Here is a 16,104-nt window from a genome sequence, read left to right as displayed (position 1 = left end):
AAACAGTATCGAGGCGTATTCATGTCTACTCCGTTGCCGCCCCGTGGCCGGGGCACGGCCACTAACCTGCACAACCGCTTTGCGCCCTCGGTCAGCGTGGCCGAGGACGATGGCTGGTATCAGGAAGTACCGCCGACCCAAGGCACCGAGGTGCGTATTGAGACGGCTAAAACCATCATCACCCGCAACAACTCACCGGACCTGCCGTTTGATCGCTCGATCAACCCGTATCGCGGTTGCGAGCATGGCTGCATCTACTGCTATGCGCGGCCCAGCCACGCCTATTGGGACATGTCACCGGGGCTGGATTTCGAGACCAAGCTGATCGCCAAGAGCAATGCGGCCGACGTGCTGGAGCAGCAGCTGTCCAAGCCGGGCTATGTGTGTGCGCCGATTAACCTGGGTTCCAACACCGATCCGTACCAGCCCATCGAGCGTGAATACAAGATCACGCGTCAGACCCTCGAAGTGCTGCTGCGCTACCGACATCCGGTGACCATCATTACCAAAGGTTCGCTGATCCTGCGTGACCTCGACCTGCTCGCCGAGTTGGCCCGCCAGCATCTGGTGGCGGTGATGATCAGCCTCACCAGTCTGGACGACGAGCTCAAGCGCATCCTGGAGCCGCGCACGGCAGCGCCTAAGGCGCGGTTGCGAGCGATCCGTGTGATGCGAGAGGCGGCGATTCCCGTGGGTGTGCTGTGTTCGCCGATGATTCCGATGATCAACGACAGTGAGTTGGAGAGCCTGCTGACCGAGGCGCACGCCGCCGGTGCGCAGAGCGCAGCGTACATGATGCTGCGCCTGCCCCTGGAAGTGGCGCCGTTGTTCGAAGAGTGGCTGACGGCGCATTACCCGCAGCGTGCGGCTCACGTAATGAGTCTGGTGCGGCAGGTGCGAGGTGGCGAGGTGTATGACAGCCGCTTCGGTGTGCGCATGCGGGGCGAAGGACCTTTTGCTGATTTGTTGGCCCAGCGTTTCAGCAAGGCGATCAAACGCCTGGGGCTCAATCGCCGTGAAGGATTCAATCTGGATTGCACGGCGTTCTGTCCGCCGGGCAGACAGATGGCATTGTTGTAGACTTATCAGGAAGAACGCACCTTTCTTGTAGGAATAGTCGCGTTTTGACATCACTGAAACACGCGATCTAGAGCGGTTCATTCAGTTTGAGTTAAGTTTCGGCGGTTACCTTGCTCAGCGAGTGACTGATGAGTCGACACCCGGGTTATTGGAGTTTTACAACTATTCCACTGGCCGGGCGTCGAACTGTCCTGAACACGCCCCCTGCACTAATCAAGAGGATGAATCATGAGTGATAAGGATAAACAGCCGTTGGCTGCGTCGGCTTCAGCCTCTCAAGTGGCGGAGTCCGCCGATGCAGCGCTAAAGCATATCGTTGACGGTTTTTTGCATTTCCATCACGACGTCTTCCCCCAGCAGGAAGAACTCTTCAAGAAACTCGCCACGGCCCAGAGCCCGCGAGCGATGTTCATCACCTGTGCCGACTCGCGCATCGTGCCCGAGCTGATCACCCAAAGCTCGCCTGGCGACCTGTTCGTGACCCGTAACGTAGGCAACGTAGTGCCGCCCTACGGCCAAATGAACGGTGGTGTTTCCACGGCCATCGAGTACGCGGTACTTGCCCTCGGTGTGCAGCACATCATCGTGTGCGGACACTCCGATTGCGGCGCCATGCGGGCGGTACTCAACCCCGACAGCCTGGAAAAAATGCCGACGGTAAAAGCCTGGTTGCGGCATGCCGAGGTCGCCAAGACCATGGTCCATGACAACTGCGATTGCGCCAGCGAAGGCGAGAGCATGAAGGTGCTCACCGAAGAAAACGTCATCGCCCAGTTGCAACATTTGCGCACCCACCCTTCCGTGGCTTCGCGCATGGCTAATGGTCAGCTGTTCATCCACGGTTGGATCTACAACATCGAGACCAGCGAAATCCGCGCCTACGATGCCGACCAGTCGGCGTTCCGACCGTTGGGCGGTGACGGGCCGATCCCTTCAGCGACGCCTAAAGCGCGCTTCTAAAACACTTCCCTGCCGGGTAATGCGGTGGCTGCCATGGATGCAGCCAGGCTTTACCGCGCCCGGCGAATGCCTCGGGAGAGTCATCATGCGTGCTGCTCAATTGAAAGCTGTATTGCCACGGGAGCTGCTCGCCTCGGTGGTTGTGTTTCTGGTCGCCCTGCCGCTGTGCATGGGGATCGCGATTGCGTCCGGCATGCCGCCGGCCAAGGGCCTGATCACCGGGATTATCGGTGGCCTGGTGGTGGGGTGGCTGGCGGGGTCGCCGCTGCAGGTCAGCGGTCCGGCGGCGGGTCTGGCTGTGCTGGTGTTTGAATTGGTGCGCCAGCACGGCATGTTGATGCTGGGCCCGATCCTGCTGCTGGCGGGCTTTCTGCAACTGGTGGCCGGACGTTTGCGCCTGGGCTGCTGGTTCCGCGTGACAGCGCCCGCAGTGGTGTACGGCATGCTGGCGGGCATTGGCGTGTTGATTGTGCTGTCGCAGATTCATGTGATGCTCGACGGTGCGCCCAAGCCTTCGGGGCTGGACAACCTGGCGGGTTTCCCGGCTGCACTGGCTGAAGCCATACCGACCCTTGGCGGAGGTCTTGGCTGGCAAGCGGGTTTGCTTGGGCTGTCGACGATGCTGGTGATGTACCTGTGGGATAAATTCCGTCCGCAACCGCTGCGGTTTGTGCCGGGCGCTTTGCTTGGCGTCGGCCTGGCTACGGTCACCAGCCTGGTGCTGGCGTTGAAGGTCAAACGCGTGGAAGTCCCGGAAAACCTGGCTGACGCCATCGACTGGCTGCGCCCCAGCGACCTGCTGAACCTGGCCGATCCTCAACTGCTGATCGCTGCCTTCGCAGTGGCATTTATCGCCAGCGCCGAAACCCTGCTTTCCGCCGCGGCTGTCGACCGCATGCATAGTGGCCAGCGTTCCGATTTCGACAAAGAGCTGTCCGCCCAAGGTGTCGGCAACATGCTCTGCGGCCTGGTCGGTGCTTTGCCGATGACCGGCGTGATCGTACGCAGCTCAGCCAACGTCCAGGCGGGTGCAACCACTCGTCTGTCTGCCATGTTCCATGGCGTGTGGTTGCTGGGTTTCGTGTTGCTGTTGTCGAGCGTGCTGCAAAGCATTCCAGTGGCAAGCCTGGCCGGTGTGTTGGTGTACACCGGGATCAAGCTGGTAGACGTCAAGGCGTTCAAGGCCTTGGGGCGCTACGGGCGGATGCCGATGTTCACCTATGCGGCCACGGCCTTGGCGATCATCTTTACTGACCTGCTGACGGGTGTGCTGGTGGGCTTTGGCCTCACGTTGGTCAAACTGGCGCTCAAGGCGTCCCGGCTGAAAGTCAGCCTGATTGACCTGCCTCAGGATGGAGAGATGGAGCTACGGCTGACCGGAGCGGCGACCTTTCTTAAAGTGCCTGCGCTGACCCAAGTGCTGTCGACGGTACCTGCGGGGACCACGGTGCATGTGCCGCTCAACAACCTCACCTATATCGACCATTCCTGCCTGGAGTTACTGGAGGAATGGGGTCGGGCGAATGCGGCGAAGGGCTCGAAGTTGGTGATTGAGGCGCGCGGGTTGAAGCGCCGGCTCGAAGGCCGGGTTAGGACGACGACGGGAATCGGCTCGGCGCCATCAATCGGCTGATGAAGCCGGATCAAAATGTGGGGAGGGGGCTTGTTCCCGATAGCAGAGTGTCAGTCTAAGCATATGTGACTGAGCCACCGCTATCGGGAGCAAGCCCCCTCCCACATTTTTTCTGCGTCTACCTCAGGATTCAGGCGGGTTGATCCAGCGCCAATTCAACCCCCAGTTGCCGAGACAGGCACGGCCAGCGCTTCCACGCGGCGTCTGTGTCAGGGCTTTTCAACTGCTCGCGGTACGCCTCGACCGACTCCAGCGCAAAGCTGTCTTCGTTGAGCATCTCATCCACCGCCAGGTGGACGGCTTCATCCAGTTGGTTGGCAAACGCTTCGCCGATCAACTGATGGGCAATCAAGTTAGCCACGGTGGTATCCGCCGGAATCAACGGCCGACCGAAGTGCTTGATATACAGATCGTTTACTTCCTCCACCAGACGATGAGCCAGGTAGGCCTCGTCCAGCAGCCCGTCCAGGCCTTCGTGGCCTGCCAGAATAGCTGGCGGTTGCAGGAAGAAATGCTCGGCAATCTTCAGCACCGGCTTGATCTGGCTTTCGATACCGGCCTCGCGGGCAACTTCATTGGCCGCGTCGAGCAAATCCGGGACCAAGTCGATGTAGGCGGTGACAAAACGCGCCATGACAACGTTGCGATCACCTTCAGCCAGAGCAATGGCCGAATGCAGGTGCGGCAATTGTTTTTCCAGTTGCTGGGCAAGCTGGCCCGTAGTGGCTTCGTGTTGATGGGCACGGGAAATCTGCTCGCGCAATGCGGCGGTGTTCATGAAGGCTCCAGTGATGCAGGCGTAGGAAAAGAGAGAGGTTAAGTTAGCTCGTTTATACGAGCGCCTAAGACGCATTTGTCATAATTATTTCATGGTTATGCGCAGGCGTTATATTGAATTGCCATCGTTCGTCGGAAAATCGATTCCGCTCCCGGTTTCATTGGCTCCGGCCGTGCCATTTTGCCTCATTTGTCCCTACACATTGCGGGGTTGCATACCCTGTCTATACTCGGATTTGTACGCGATTAGCTGATGACGCCAGACTGCATAAGCAGGCAAGGCTAAGCGGTTGTAAGCAGTATGGAAGCCGCTCCCTTCGACGCAGGTGCAAACCGGCGGGATAACAAGAACGATAAGGGGAACCCGCAATGATGCGACATCCACACGTTTGGATGGGCCTCCTGTTGTGGTCAGTATTCGGCCAGGCGCACGCCGCCTGGACAACGAATATGGCGCCAGGTGCAACAGAAGTCAGTCACGCTGTGTTCGATCTGCACATGACCATTTTCTGGATCTGTGTGGTGATCGGCATCATCGTGTTTGGCGCCATGTTTTGGTCGATGATGGTCCACCGGCGCTCCACCGGCCAGGTCGCAGCCAAGTTCCACGAGAGCACCACCGTGGAAATCCTCTGGACCGTCGTGCCCTTGCTGATCCTGATCGCGATGGCTATTCCCGCAACCAAGACCTTGATCAACATCTACGACAGCAGTGAGTCGGATATCGATATCCAGGTCACTGGCTACCAGTGGAAGTGGCATTACAAATACCTGGGCCAGGATGTGGAGTTCTTCAGCAACCTGGCCACACCCGCCGAGCAGATCCATAACCAGGCCACAAAGGGCGAGCACTATCTGCTGGAAGTCGACCAGCCGTTGGTGCTGCCGGTGGGCGCCAAAGTGCGCTTTCTGGTTACCGCCGCTGACGTGATCCACTCTTGGTGGGTGCCGGCTTTTGCGGTCAAGCGCGACGCTATTCCCGGCTTCGTCAACGAGGCCTGGACTCGGGTCGAGAAGCCCGGCATCTACCGTGGGCAGTGCGCCGAATTGTGCGGTAAAGACCACGGTTTCATGCCCATCGTCGTCGAGGTCAAATCCAAGGCTGACTACGAAACCTGGCTGGGTGAACGCAAGGCCGAGGCCGCCAAGCTCAAGGAACTGACCTCCAAAGAGTGGACCCTTGAAGAGTTGGTGGCCCGTGGTGACAAGGTTTATCACACCACCTGCGTGGCCTGTCACCAGGCCGAGGGCCAGGGCCTGCCGCCGATGTTCCCGGCGCTCAAGGGCTCGAAAATCGCTACCGGACCGGCCGCCGACCACCTGAGCATCGTCTATCACGGCAAGCCGGGCACTGCGATGGCCGCATTCGGCAAGCAGCTCTCGGAAGTGGATATCGCCGCGGTGGTGACCTACGAGCGCAACGCCTGGGGCAACAACAAAGGCGACATGGTCACGCCAAAAGACGTGCTGGCCATCAAACAGGCGGAAAGCAAATGACAGCCCTCATTACATTTGCGCCGCCCCGCCCCGCCCATTCGTTTGCAGGAGAACGGCCATGAGCGCTGTGATCGATGACCATGGACACACCAGTGACCATGCCCACGGCCCCGCCAAGGGGTTGATGCGTTGGGTGCTGACCACCAACCACAAAGACATCGGCACGATGTACCTGTGGTTCGCCTTCACGATGTTCCTGCTGGGCGGTTCGTTCGCCATGGTGATCCGTGCCGAACTGTTCCAGCCCGGGTTGCAGATTGTCGAACCGGCATTTTTCAACCAGATGACCACTATGCACGGCCTGATCATGGTGTTCGGCGCGGTGATGCCGGCATTTGTCGGCCTGGCCAACTGGATGATCCCGCTGATGATCGGCGCGCCCGACATGGCCTTGCCGCGCATGAACAACTTCAGCTTCTGGCTGTTGCCAGCGGCTTTCCTGTTGCTGGTCTCGACACTGTTCACCCCCGGCGGCGGACCGAACTTCGGGTGGACCTTCTACGCCCCGCTCTCCACCACCTACGCGCCGGAAAGCGTGACATTCTTCATTTTCGCCATCCACCTGATGGGCATCAGTTCGATTATGGGCGCGATCAACGTGGTCGCTACCATCCTCAACCTGCGCGCGCCGGGTATGACGTTGATGAAGATGCCGCTGTTCGTGTGGACCTGGCTGATTACCGCTTTCCTGCTGATTGCGGTGATGCCGGTGCTGGCTGGTTGCGTGACCATGATGCTGATGGACATTCACTTCGGCACGAGCTTCTTTAGTGCGGCTGGCGGTGGTGATCCGGTGCTGTTCCAGCACGTGTTCTGGTTCTTTGGTCATCCGGAGGTGTACATCATGATCCTGCCGGCCTTCGGCGCCGTCAGTTCGATCATTCCGACCTTCTCGCGCAAGCCGCTGTTCGGCTACACCTCAATGGTTTACGCCACGGCAAGCATCGCGTTCCTGTCGTTTATCGTGTGGGCGCACCACATGTTCGTGGTCGGTATCCCGCTGGTGGGCGAATTGTTCTTCATGTACGCCACGTTGCTGATCGCCGTGCCGACCGGGGTAAAGGTGTTCAACTGGGTCAGCACCATGTGGCAAGGCTCGCTGACGTTCGAGACGCCGATGTTGTTTGCGGTGGCCTTCGTGATCCTGTTCACCATCGGCGGCTTCTCCGGGTTGATGCTGGCGATTGCTCCGGCTGACTTCCAGTACCACGACACCTACTTTGTGGTGGCGCACTTCCATTACGTACTGGTGCCCGGCGCGATCTTTGGGATCTTCGCGTCGGCCTACTACTGGTTGCCGAAATGGACCGGCCACATGTACGACGAAACCCTGGGCAAGCTGCACTTCTGGCTGTCTTTCGTGGGCATGAACATGGCGTTCTTCCCGATGCACTTTGTGGGGCTGGCCGGTATGCCGCGTCGGGTGCCGGACTACAACCTGCAGTTCGCCGACTTCAACATGGTCTCGTCGATTGGCGCGTTTATGTTTGGCGCCACGCAGATCTTCTTTTTGTTCATCGTGATCAAGTGCATTCGAGGTGGCCCGCCGGCGCCGGCCAAGCCGTGGGATGGCGCTGAAGGCCTGGAGTGGAGCATTCCTTCGCCTGCGCCATACCACACGTTCACCACGCCGCCGGAGGTCAAATGAACCGGTTGCCACACAGCAACGGTGAGGGCGGCAAGCACCCTCACGCATTGATCGCATTCGCTTCAGGGGTGTGTCATGGCTGAATCCCTGCCCCTCAAACGGTTGGTCACTCGCCTGCTGGTCATGGTCGTGGCGATGTTCGCCTTTGGTTTCGCCCTGGTGCCGATCTACGACGTGATGTGCAAGGCGTTTGGCATCAACGGCAAGACTGCCGGGCAGTATGAAGGCGAGCAGATCGTCGACCCGACGCGCCAGGTGCGGGTGCAGTTCCTGTCTACAAACGCCATCGACATGGTCTGGGACTTCTACGCCAAGGCGGACGAGGTGGTGGTCAACCCAGGCGCTGTGACCGAGATGCTGTTCGTGGCCCACAACCCCACTGACAAGCCGATGACCGCCCAGGCCGTGCCAAGTATTTCCCCGGCCGAAGCGGCGATGTACTTCCACAAGACCGAGTGTTTTTGCTTCACCCAGCAAGTGCTGCAGCCAGGCCAGCGTATCGAGATGCCCGTGCGTTTCATCGTCGATCGCGACATGCCCAAGGATGTGAAGCATTTGACCCTGGCGTACACGCTATTTGATATCACTGCGCGCCAACCGCCCGTGGCTTTGCATACCGGCGGCTAGCTACTGTTTGCCCCCTCAATCGGGAGAGTGAATACATGTCGAATCATGATACGTACTACGTACCGGCACAAAGCAAGTGGCCGATAATTGCCACGTTTGGCCTGCTGATCACCGTGTATGGCCTGGGCGTGTGGTTCAACGATCTCAAGGCCGCTCGCCCGGAATCCCACGGCCCGTGGATCTTTTTCGTTGGTGGGCTGCTGCTGGCCTATATGTTGTTCGGCTGGTTCGGTGCGGTGATCAAAGAAAGCCGCGCGGGTTTGTACAGTCCGCAGATGGACCGCTCGTTTCGCTGGGGGATGAGCTGGTTCATCTTTTCCGAAGTGATGTTCTTCATCGCCTTCTTCGGTGCGCTGTTTTATGTGCGGCACATGTCCGCGCCCTGGCTGGCCGGTGAAGGCTCAAAGGGCGTCGCGCACATGCTGTGGCCGAATTTCGAATTTGCCTGGCCATTGCTCAACAACCCTGACCCGAAACTCTATCCCGCCCCCGAGGGCACCATCAGCCCGTGGGGCTTGCCGCTGGTCAACACCATCCTGCTGGTGAGCTCCAGCGTGACCATCACCATCGCCCACCATGCCTTGCGCAAAGGCCATCGCGGCGCGCTGAAAATCTGGTTGGCGCTTACCGTGCTGCTGGGCCTGGCGTTTCTCGGGTTCCAGGCCGAGGAATACATCCACGCCTATAAAGAGCTGGGCCTGACGCTGGGCTCCGGTGTGTATGGCGCGACGTTCTTTATGCTCACCGGATTCCACGGTGCCCACGTGACCATCGGCACGATCATTTTGTTTGTGATGCTGATGCGCATCCTGCGTGGCCACTTCAACGCCGAGCACCAGTTTGGTTTCGAGGCAGCCAGTTGGTATTGGCACTTTGTGGATGTGGTGTGGATCGGGCTTTTTTTCTTCGTCTACGTACTGTGAGGCGTCTTACCACGGCGCGTGAGAAACCAGCTGGCCGCTGAAAAATCCCCAGGTAATCAGCATGAGGGTGATCACGGCCAGTACGACACGCACGGTCAAGGCAGTGACGAGGCGGTTGGAGTTGCCCTCATCCTTGACCAGAAAGAACAGGCCACTGAACAGGCTCACAACAGTCGCGATCAGCATCAGGGCAATGGCTGCTTTGAGCATGGTCTGGCTCCTGGATTTTGATGGGCATTGATGAAGAGCGGCGGGCAATGAAAACAAGTATAGCCAGCGCCATAAAACAGTTTCGCCCCGGTATTGCGCCGACATTGGTGGTGTTGGTGCTGCTGCCGTTGATGGTGGGATTGGGTTGCTGGCAGCTGTCGCGCGGGCATGAAAAGCAGCTGTTGCTCGACAGCTATGCCGAGCGCCGCGCGGCTGAGCCGATGAGCAGTGAACAACTCAATGACACGGCAGACCCGGCGTTTCGCCGTGTGCATCTGCGCGGTCAATTCGACGCCGACCATAGCGTCTTGCTCGACAATCGCATGCGCAATGGCAAGGCCGGTGTCGAGTTGCTGCAACCCTTCCACGATCAGGCCAGCGGCCTGTGGCTACTGCTCAATCGCGGCTGGCTGCCCTGGCCGGACCGCCGCACACCGCCCGCCTTCACCACACCAGAGCAGCCGTTGAATATTGATGCGTGGGTGTACGTCGCCCCTGGCGAAACCTTCCAACTGCATGCCGACCCCGCAGCCACGCAATGGCCGCGATTACTCACGGCGCTGCATCCCGCAGTGCTTTGGACGGAGTTGGGCCGCAGTGGCTTTGCCTACGAACTGCGCGCTGAAGCCGGCCCCGGTACCTACGAAACGACTTGGCCGGTGGTCGCCATGGGCCCGGAGAAACACCTGGCCTATGCCGTGCAGTGGTTCGCCATGGCGCTGGCGCTGCTGGTTCTTTACCTCTATCTCGGATCGCATAACAAGAAGGAGAAGCCCCATGGGAGCGGCCACGAATCCACTCAACATGTCTGACCTGCCCGATCGGCGCAAAGGCCGTTGGCAACTGCTGCTGATCCTGCTGATGGTGATCGGCCCGATGGTGCTGGCCACGTTTATGTACAAGCTGCAGTTCTGGGTGCCGGACAGCCGCAGTTATCACGGCGAGATGATCGGCAATGGCCAGACCCGCGCCGATATCGGCGTGCAGGCGGATGAACTGCGCTGGCAACTGCTGGTGACTGCGCCCGCCGCCTGCGCCGCCGATTGCCAGCAGTTGGTGTACCTCGCGCGGCAATTGCAGATCGGCCTGGGGCGCGATGCCTCGCGCGCCAGTCACGCGTTGGCCGGTGCGCAACCGGTCGGTGCCGATTACGAAGCCAAGCTGAAAGCCGAATACCCGCAATTGCAGCGCTATCAACTGGACCTTTCGACGTTTAACAAAAACGCTGCCGCGCCGGGCGATGCGCAGCTGTGGATCGTCGATCCCCACGGCAACCTGGTGCTGCGCTACGACGCCAAGGTCAAGGGCAAGGACCTGCTCAACGACCTGCGCCACCTGCTGAAATTGTCGAACATCGGATAAGGGCATCGTCATGGCCAAACCTGGATTTCGCCTCGCGTTGTTTGCCACCTTGCTGGCGCTGATCGTCGTGCTGCTCGGCGCCTATACCCGCCTGACTCACGCCGGCCTCGGTTGCCCGGACTGGCCGGGTTGTTATGGTTTTATCAGCGTGCCGCAAAGTGAAGCCCAGTTGGCCCATGCCGAATTGCATTTTCCTGACACGCCAGTGGAGGCCGACAAAGGCTGGGCCGAAATGACCCATCGCTACTTCGCTGGCACTCTGGGTCTTTTGATTGCGTTGTTGGCGGCGCGCTCTTGGAGTCATCGGCGTGACCCAGGCCAGCCGGTCAAGTTGCCGTTGTTTCTGCTGGCGGTGGTGTTTGCCCAGGCGGCGTTTGGGATGTGGACGGTGACCTTGAAGCTGTGGCCGCAGGTGGTGACAGGGCATCTGCTTGGCGGCTTTGCCACCTTGAGTCTGCTGTTTTTGCTGACCTTGCGCCTGTCCGGTGTACTGCCCGCGCTAATCGTGCCCAAGCGCCTGCAATATTGGGCGACGGCTGGTTTGGTGCTGGTGATCGGGCAGATTGCGCTCGGTGGTTGGGTCAGCTCCAATTACGCGGCCGTAGCCTGTGTCGACTTGCCCACCTGCCATGGACAGTGGTGGCCGGCGGCAGACTTTGCCAATGGCTTTCACCTGACCCAACACATCGGCCCAAATTATTTGGGCGGCCAGCTCGACAGCGAGGCGCGCACGGCCATTCACCTGACCCATCGTATCGGCGCAGTACTCGTGACCCTGGTCCTGCTCGGCCTGGCCTGGCAGCTGCGCGCGGTGGGCATGACGCGTCTGTCGGGCTTGTTGCTGATCGCCCTCGGCGTGCAAATCTGCCTGGGGTTGAGCAATGTGATGTTCGGCCTGCCGCTGGCGGTAGCGGTCGGGCATAACGCGGGCGGTGCCGGGTTGCTGCTGACCCTGGTGCTGGTCAATTACCACGCCCGCACCAGCCTGGTTCGGGTGCGCAATCAGTTGCCGTTCGGCTGGCGCTTCATCCCGCGCAAACACGTATCAGGCCTCATCACCCTTAAAGGAGAGATGCCATGGCGACCTTGATCGGCGCGCGTCACGATCAGGCGATCTGGCGTGACTATCTAGAGCTGACCAAGCCGAAAGTAGTGGTGCTGATGCTCATCACGTCCCTGGTGGGAATGTTCCTCGCCACCCGCGCGGGCGTACCGTGGACGGTGCTGATTTTTGGCAACTTGGGCATTGCCCTGTGCGCGGGCGGCGCGGCGGCCGTCAACCATGTTGTGGATCGGCGGATCGATGCGGTGATGGCACGCACTCACAAGCGGCCCCTGGCGGAGGGTCGCGTGTCGCCGGTTGCGGCGCTGGCCTTTGCATTGTTTTTGGCTGTTGCAGGGCTGGGCCTGTTGCTGGCGTTCACCAATGCCCTGGCGGCGTGGCTGACCTTGGCCTCGCTGCTCGGCTACGCCGTGATCTACACCGGATTCCTAAAGCGCGCGACGCCGCAGAATATTGTCATCGGCGGGTTGGCTGGCGCTGCACCGCCGCTGTTGGGTTGGGTCGCCGTCACCGGTCACATCAGCGCTGAACCGCTGCTGCTGGTGCTGATCATCTTCGCTTGGACCCCGCCGCACTTTTGGGCCCTGGCCATCCACCGCAAAGAGGAATACGCCAAGGCCGACATCCCCATGCTGCCAGTGACCCACGGCGAGCACTACACCAAGGTGCATATCCTGCTCTACACCTTTGCCCTACTGGCGGTGAGCTTGATGCCCTATGTGATCCATATGAGCGGCCCACTGTACCTGGCGTGCGCGCTGGTATTGGGCGCACGCTTTCTGCAATGGGCCTGGGTGTTGTACCGTGGCGGTCGGCCGCACGCGGCGATCAACACCTTCAAGTACTCTATCTGGTACTTGTTCCTGCTGTTTATCGCCCTGCTCGTAGACCACTACCTACTGTTGAACCTATGACTCGAACTCAAAAAACCGTCTTCATCCTGGTGGCCATCGTCGCGTTGATCATGGGCCTGACCGTCAACAAAGTGCTTAGCGGAAAAGGCCAGGGTGACCCCACCGCGCTGATCGACGCCGGCATCATCCTGCTGCCGCAAAGCCGTCAGCTACCGCCTGTGACCATGACAAATCAGGACGGCCAGCCGGTGGCGTTCAATGAGTTGAAGGGGAAGTGGAGCCTGTTGTTCTTCGGCTACACGTTCTGCCCGGATATCTGCCCGACCACCCTCGCCCAATTGCGCCAGATCAAAAGCGAACTGCCGAAAGAGGCTGTGGATAAGTTGCAAGTGATCCTGGTCAGCGTCGACCCGCATCGCGATACCCCGACTCAGCTCAAGCAGTACTTGGGCTACTTCGATCCGCAATTTGTGGGCCTGACCGGCGCGAATGTGGAGGATGTGCAGAAGGTGTCGAATGCGGTGAGCATCCCGTTTATTCCGGCAGATACCAGCAAGCCGAACTACACCGTCGATCACAGCGGTAACCTGGCGCTCATCGGCCCGGATGGCACGCAGCGTGGGTTTATTCGTTCGCCTTTGAACAACCAGAAATTGGTGGCGCAGTTGCCGGGGTTGTTGCAGCGCAATTAGATGCACCCCAAAACAAATGTGGGAGGTGGCTTGCTCCCGATTGCTGAGTGCCAGTCACTGCATCTGGTGACTGACCCACTGCTATCGGGGGCAAGCCCCCTCCCACATTGTTTGATCTCTGGTGTATTGGAGATCGGGTAGATCAGAACGCCGGCTTGATCGCGCCTTTGTACTTCTCTTCGATGAATTGCTTCACTTCAGGCGTGTGCAGGGCAGCTACCAGCTTCTTCACTGCGTCCGAATCCTTGTTGTCTTCGCGGGTGACCAGGATGTTCACGTAAGGCGAGTCGCTGCCTTCGATCACCAATGCATCCTTGGACGGGTCCAGCTTGGCTTCCAAGGCGTAGTTGGTGTTAATCAGCGCCAGGTCGACCTGGGTCAGCACGCGCGGCAGGGTGGCGGCTTCCAGTTCGCGGAACTTCAGGTTTTTCGGGTTTTCGGTGATGTCTTTGATGGTCGACAGGATGTTGGTCGAGTCCTTCAATTTGATCACGCCGGCTTTATCCAGCAGCAACAGCGCGCGGCCGCCGTTGGTGGCGTCGTTAGGGATCACGACGTTGGCACCGCTTGGCAGCTCGTCCAGCTTTTTGTACTTGCTGGAGTAGGCGCCCAGAGGCTCCAAATGCACCGCGCCGACGCTCACCAGGTGAGTGCCCTTGGCTTTGTTGAATTCATCCAGGTACGGCTGGTGCTGGAAGAAATTAGCGTCCAGGCGTTTTTCCGCTACCTGTACGTTGGGCTGTACGTAGTCGGTGAAGACTTTGACCTGCAGGTCCACGCCTTCTTTGGCGAGGGCAGGTTTCACGAATTCCAGGATTTCCGCGTGGGGTACCGGCGAAGCAGCGACCGTCAGGGTCTCGGCATGGGCGGAAAACGCGGCAACGGCGGCGAAAGCAACCAGTAGTTTTTTCATCCAACAAGCTCCTTGTTCGGGCATGTGCCGGCTTTTGGCCGGCAATGGCCGTTATTTTCGAGAAAAGTGCACCACCAGCCTGTCGCCGACGGTTTGCAGAATTTGCACCAGGATCAACAGCATCACCACGGTGACCACCATCACATCGGTCTGGAAACGCTGGTAACCGAAACGGATCGCCAGGTCGCCCAGGCCGCCAGCGCCGACCACACCGGCCATGGCCGTGTAGGACACCAGCGTAATCGCCGTCACCGTAATTGCCGCGAAGATGCCGGGGCGTGCTTCGGGCAACAGTGCATTGGTGATGATCTGGCGAGTGGTTGCGCCCATGGACTGGGTGGCTTCGATAATGCCGCGGTCCACTTCACGCAAGGCGGTTTCCACCAGACGCGCGAAGAATGGCGTGGCGCCCACCACCAGCGGCGGAATCGCACCGGCCACGCCCAGCGAGGTGCCGGTGATCAGTACGGTGAACGGGATCATCACAATCAGCAGGATGATGAACGGCAGCGAGCGCAGGATATTCACGATCAGCGACAGCAGCGCGTACAGGCCTTTTTGCTCGAACAGCTGGCGCGGGCTGGTCAGGAACAGCAGCACGCCCAACGGCAGGCCCAGTAGCACGGTAAAAAACAGCGAACCGAACAGCATAATCATGGTGTCGCCGGTGGCGAGCCAGATTTCGGACCAGTCGATATTGGCGAAGAAACTCAGGAAGATTTCCATTAGCGCAGCACCTCCATGTGGACGTCTGCGGCGGTGAAGCGGGCAAAGGCCGCTTCCATGTCACCGCCGGTGACCGCGAGGGTCAGTTGCCCATAAGGGATGTCTTTGATGCGGTCGATACGGCCGGCGAGGATGCTGTAGTCCACACCCGTTTCGCGGGCGACGGTACCCAGCAGCGGCGCGTAGGTTGCGTCGCCCTGGAACGTCAGACGTACGATGCGGCCCGGTACGTGGGCGAAGTCATCACGCTGCTCGCCTTCGTCGACCTGTTCGGCTTCTTGTACAAAACGTTTGGTGGTCGGGTGCTTGGGATGCAGGAAAACGTCGGCTACCGAACCTTGCTCGACGATCACGCCGGCGTCCATCACGGCCACCTGGTCGCATACGCGGCGGATCACGTCCATTTCATGGGTGATCAGCACGATGGTCAGCTTCAGCTCGCGGTTGATCTCAGCCAACAGTTGCAGGACCGACGCGGTGGTCTGTGGGTCGAGGGCGCTGGTGGCTTCGTCGCACAGCAAGATCTTTGGCTTGGTCGCCAGGGCGCGGGCGATGCCGACGCGCTGTTTCTGGCCGCCGGACAATTGCGCGGGGTACTTTTTGGCGTGGTCCGACAAGCCGACGCGGGCGAGCAGTTCAGCCACGCGCAGGTCGATGTCTTTACGCGACAGTTCGCCGGCCAGGGTCAGTGGCAGTGCCACGTTATCGGCGACGGTCTTGGACGCCAGCAGGTTGAAGTGCTGGAAGATCATCCCGACCTGCTGACGGAAGCGGCGCAGGCCGTTGGCGTCCAGGGCGGTGACTTCTTCGCCGTCGACTGTGATCTGGCCGCCACTGGGCTCTTCCAGGCGGTTGATCAGGCGCAGCAAGGTGCTTTTACCCGCACCCGAATGGCCAATCAGGCCAAACACTTGGCCGTTTTCGACGCGCAGACTGGTGGGGTGCAGTGCGGGGATATCCTTACCGGCAACGCGGTAAGTTTTATGGACGTTTTGAAACTCGATCACGTAGCGAACCTTGTGGGGCGCATTGAAAAGGGATCAGCGGTTAGCCGGGCGCGCATTTTAGCCTGTCCATCTAGTGTTTCTTAGCATTTATTTCGCATTCAACCTGCGATTTGGCAATAACGCGATCAAAGG

The 16,104-nt window shown here is 59.7% G+C and carries 17 protein-coding genes; 12 read left to right on the top strand and 5 right to left on the bottom strand.

The window, feature by feature from the left end; genetic code table 11:
* Positions 1–21 precede the first annotated feature (21 nt).
* From ACEN2T_RS26405 to ACEN2T_RS26395, 3 genes are all read left to right on the top strand, one after another.
* Positions 22–1,080 carry a PA0069 family radical SAM protein gene (locus ACEN2T_RS26405; protein WP_442117800.1) on the top strand — a complete coding sequence of 353 codons (1,059 nt, stop codon included), beginning with the start codon at positions 22–24 and terminating at the stop codon, positions 1,078–1,080.
* A 228-nt stretch (positions 1,081–1,308) separates the two neighbouring features.
* Positions 1,309–2,040 (top strand): carbonic anhydrase, encoded by a 732-nt coding sequence (locus tag ACEN2T_RS26400; RefSeq protein WP_032885083.1) that lies wholly within the window; start codon positions 1,309–1,311, stop codon positions 2,038–2,040.
* An 85-nt stretch (positions 2,041–2,125) separates the two neighbouring features.
* Positions 2,126–3,673 (top strand): SulP family inorganic anion transporter, encoded by a 1,548-nt coding sequence (locus ACEN2T_RS26395; RefSeq protein ID WP_442117799.1) that lies wholly within the window; start codon positions 2,126–2,128, stop codon positions 3,671–3,673.
* Positions 3,674–3,803: 130 nt separating this feature from the next.
* Here ACEN2T_RS26395 and ACEN2T_RS26390 read toward each other — a convergent pair whose 3' ends face one another.
* Positions 3,804–4,451: a hypothetical protein gene (locus ACEN2T_RS26390; RefSeq protein ID WP_095185293.1), complete on the bottom strand. Its 648-nt coding sequence runs from the start codon at positions 4,449–4,451 to the stop codon at positions 3,804–3,806.
* Between the two features lie 368 nt (positions 4,452–4,819).
* Between ACEN2T_RS26390 and coxB the strand changes: the two genes are divergently transcribed.
* From coxB to ACEN2T_RS26370, 4 genes are all read left to right on the top strand, one after another.
* Positions 4,820–5,947, top strand: a complete 1,128-nt coding sequence (gene coxB / locus ACEN2T_RS26385; protein ID WP_032885077.1) for a cytochrome c oxidase subunit II — start codon at positions 4,820–4,822, stop codon at positions 5,945–5,947.
* A 58-nt stretch (positions 5,948–6,005) separates the two neighbouring features.
* Positions 6,006–7,595: a cytochrome c oxidase subunit I gene (gene ctaD / locus ACEN2T_RS26380; protein WP_032885076.1), complete on the top strand. Its 1,590-nt coding sequence runs from the start codon at positions 6,006–6,008 to the stop codon at positions 7,593–7,595.
* A 75-nt stretch (positions 7,596–7,670) separates the two neighbouring features.
* Positions 7,671–8,222: a cytochrome c oxidase assembly protein gene (locus ACEN2T_RS26375; protein WP_032885075.1), complete on the top strand. Its 552-nt coding sequence runs from the start codon at positions 7,671–7,673 to the stop codon at positions 8,220–8,222.
* Positions 8,223–8,257: 35 nt separating this feature from the next.
* Positions 8,258–9,145: a cytochrome c oxidase subunit 3 gene (locus tag ACEN2T_RS26370; RefSeq protein ID WP_095185294.1), complete on the top strand. Its 888-nt coding sequence runs from the start codon at positions 8,258–8,260 to the stop codon at positions 9,143–9,145.
* A 6-nt stretch (positions 9,146–9,151) separates the two neighbouring features.
* Here ACEN2T_RS26370 and ACEN2T_RS26365 read toward each other — a convergent pair whose 3' ends face one another.
* Complete coding sequence (locus ACEN2T_RS26365; protein ID WP_032885073.1) at positions 9,152–9,355, bottom strand: twin transmembrane helix small protein; 204 nt, start codon at positions 9,353–9,355, stop codon at positions 9,152–9,154.
* Positions 9,356–9,402: 47 nt separating this feature from the next.
* Between ACEN2T_RS26365 and ACEN2T_RS26360 the strand changes: the two genes are divergently transcribed.
* From ACEN2T_RS26360 to ACEN2T_RS26340, 5 genes are read left to right on the top strand one after another with little or no spacing between them, the layout of a single operon-like run.
* Complete coding sequence (locus ACEN2T_RS26360) at positions 9,403–10,167, top strand: SURF1 family protein (protein ID WP_442117798.1); 765 nt, start codon at positions 9,403–9,405, stop codon at positions 10,165–10,167.
* Entirely contained in the window at positions 10,133–10,717 is a 585-nt protein-coding gene (locus ACEN2T_RS26355; RefSeq protein ID WP_099601830.1) for a hypothetical protein, read from the top strand. Before ACEN2T_RS26360 ends, ACEN2T_RS26355 begins: the two co-directional genes overlap by 35 nt.
* Positions 10,718–10,727: 10 nt before the next feature.
* Complete coding sequence (locus ACEN2T_RS26350; protein WP_032885071.1) at positions 10,728–11,807, top strand: COX15/CtaA family protein; 1,080 nt, start codon at positions 10,728–10,730, stop codon at positions 11,805–11,807.
* On the top strand, positions 11,795–12,694 hold the full coding sequence (cyoE, locus tag ACEN2T_RS26345; RefSeq protein ID WP_032885070.1) for a heme o synthase: 900 nt from the start codon (positions 11,795–11,797) through the stop codon (positions 12,692–12,694). The genes ACEN2T_RS26350 and cyoE overlap by 13 nt, the downstream gene beginning before the upstream one ends.
* Positions 12,691–13,326, top strand: coding sequence for an SCO family protein (locus ACEN2T_RS26340; RefSeq protein WP_032885068.1), 636 nt, complete (start codon positions 12,691–12,693; stop codon positions 13,324–13,326). Before cyoE ends, ACEN2T_RS26340 begins: the two co-directional genes overlap by 4 nt.
* A gap of 142 nt (positions 13,327–13,468) precedes the next feature.
* On the opposite strand, the gene ACEN2T_RS26335 is transcribed toward ACEN2T_RS26340, so the two are convergent.
* Genes ACEN2T_RS26335 through ACEN2T_RS26325 form a run of 3 tightly spaced genes read right to left on the bottom strand, consistent with a single transcriptional unit; the run spans position 13,469 to position 15,972 of the window.
* Positions 13,469–14,239: a MetQ/NlpA family ABC transporter substrate-binding protein gene (locus ACEN2T_RS26335; protein ID WP_032885066.1), complete on the bottom strand. Its 771-nt coding sequence runs from the start codon at positions 14,237–14,239 to the stop codon at positions 13,469–13,471.
* Positions 14,240–14,290: 51 nt separating this feature from the next.
* Entirely contained in the window at positions 14,291–14,965 is a 675-nt protein-coding gene (locus ACEN2T_RS26330; RefSeq protein WP_032885064.1) for a methionine ABC transporter permease, read from the bottom strand.
* The gene (locus ACEN2T_RS26325) at positions 14,965–15,972 is read right to left on the bottom strand and encodes a methionine ABC transporter ATP-binding protein (protein WP_032885062.1); all 1,008 of its coding nucleotides are present in this window, start codon (positions 15,970–15,972) and stop codon (positions 14,965–14,967) included. The genes ACEN2T_RS26330 and ACEN2T_RS26325 overlap by 1 nt, the downstream gene beginning before the upstream one ends.
* Positions 15,973–16,104 lie beyond the last annotated feature (132 nt).

Origin of the sequence: Pseudomonas sp. W22_MBD1_FP4, from assembly GCF_052113765.1 — a bacterium.
Taxonomy (GTDB): domain Bacteria; phylum Pseudomonadota; class Gammaproteobacteria; order Pseudomonadales; family Pseudomonadaceae; genus Aquipseudomonas; species Aquipseudomonas sivasensis.
The sequence above is the reverse complement of the archived record's forward strand: the minus strand, read 5'-3'. Positions and strand labels throughout refer to the sequence as shown.

What these genes read in the sequence shown, in the direction of transcription:
- ACEN2T_RS26405 (WP_442117800.1), top strand. Translation starts at nt 22, where the DNA reads ATGTCTACTCCGTTGCCGCCCCGTGGCCGGGGCACGGCCACTAACCTG.
- ACEN2T_RS26400 (WP_032885083.1), top strand. Translation starts at nt 1,309, where the DNA reads ATGAGTGATAAGGATAAACAGCCGTTGGCTGCGTCGGCTTCAGCCTCT.
- ACEN2T_RS26395 (WP_442117799.1), top strand. Translation starts at nt 2,126, where the DNA reads ATGCGTGCTGCTCAATTGAAAGCTGTATTGCCACGGGAGCTGCTCGCC.
- ACEN2T_RS26390 (WP_095185293.1), bottom strand. Translation starts at nt 4,451, where the DNA reads ATGAACACCGCCGCATTGCGCGAGCAGATTTCCCGTGCCCATCAACAC.
- coxB (WP_032885077.1), top strand. Translation starts at nt 4,820, where the DNA reads ATGATGCGACATCCACACGTTTGGATGGGCCTCCTGTTGTGGTCAGTA.
- ctaD (WP_032885076.1), top strand. Translation starts at nt 6,006, where the DNA reads ATGAGCGCTGTGATCGATGACCATGGACACACCAGTGACCATGCCCAC.
- ACEN2T_RS26375 (WP_032885075.1), top strand. Translation starts at nt 7,671, where the DNA reads ATGGCTGAATCCCTGCCCCTCAAACGGTTGGTCACTCGCCTGCTGGTC.
- ACEN2T_RS26370 (WP_095185294.1), top strand. Translation starts at nt 8,258, where the DNA reads ATGTCGAATCATGATACGTACTACGTACCGGCACAAAGCAAGTGGCCG.
- ACEN2T_RS26365 (WP_032885073.1), bottom strand. Translation starts at nt 9,355, where the DNA reads ATGCTCAAAGCAGCCATTGCCCTGATGCTGATCGCGACTGTTGTGAGC.
- ACEN2T_RS26360 (WP_442117798.1), top strand. Translation starts at nt 9,403, where the DNA reads ATGAAAACAAGTATAGCCAGCGCCATAAAACAGTTTCGCCCCGGTATT.
- ACEN2T_RS26355 (WP_099601830.1), top strand. Translation starts at nt 10,133, where the DNA reads ATGGGAGCGGCCACGAATCCACTCAACATGTCTGACCTGCCCGATCGG.
- ACEN2T_RS26350 (WP_032885071.1), top strand. Translation starts at nt 10,728, where the DNA reads ATGGCCAAACCTGGATTTCGCCTCGCGTTGTTTGCCACCTTGCTGGCG.
- cyoE (WP_032885070.1), top strand. Translation starts at nt 11,795, where the DNA reads ATGGCGACCTTGATCGGCGCGCGTCACGATCAGGCGATCTGGCGTGAC.
- ACEN2T_RS26340 (WP_032885068.1), top strand. Translation starts at nt 12,691, where the DNA reads ATGACTCGAACTCAAAAAACCGTCTTCATCCTGGTGGCCATCGTCGCG.
- ACEN2T_RS26335 (WP_032885066.1), bottom strand. Translation starts at nt 14,239, where the DNA reads ATGAAAAAACTACTGGTTGCTTTCGCCGCCGTTGCCGCGTTTTCCGCC.
- ACEN2T_RS26330 (WP_032885064.1), bottom strand. Translation starts at nt 14,965, where the DNA reads ATGGAAATCTTCCTGAGTTTCTTCGCCAATATCGACTGGTCCGAAATC.